Here is a 333-nt window from a genome sequence, read left to right on the forward strand (position 1 = left end):
AATAATCTAAGTTTTAAGCCAGAAATCTCTAGCGCTCGCATTCACGGCATACCCGCATTTTTCATAAGTCTCACCCTGTTGTTTATTGCTTTAGGTTTTGACCAATTATTTATCAATGACGGATCGACACTTCAGAATGCCATGCCCTACGTCAGCATAGCCTACGGTTTATCACTCTCTCTTACTTATTGCTTCGGCCTAGTCAGTCTACCCGCAATATTCCTAGCCCCAGTCGCTTTATCACAAGCATCTAACGCATGGTTTGACGGTGATATAGAACTTAGTACTGCAGTACTGTTTTCGTTAAGCCTTTGCATGCAAAGTTATGTGCTC

1 protein-coding gene is annotated in these 333 nt (G+C 42.3%); it reads left to right on the forward strand.

The genetic code is table 11. The annotated features are described in order from the left end of the window. On the forward strand, positions 1-333 hold a 333-nt coding region (locus A3735_RS30840; RefSeq protein WP_197485851.1), incomplete at both ends, for a hypothetical protein.

The sequence above is a fragment of the Oleiphilus sp. HI0061 genome, assembly GCF_001635675.1.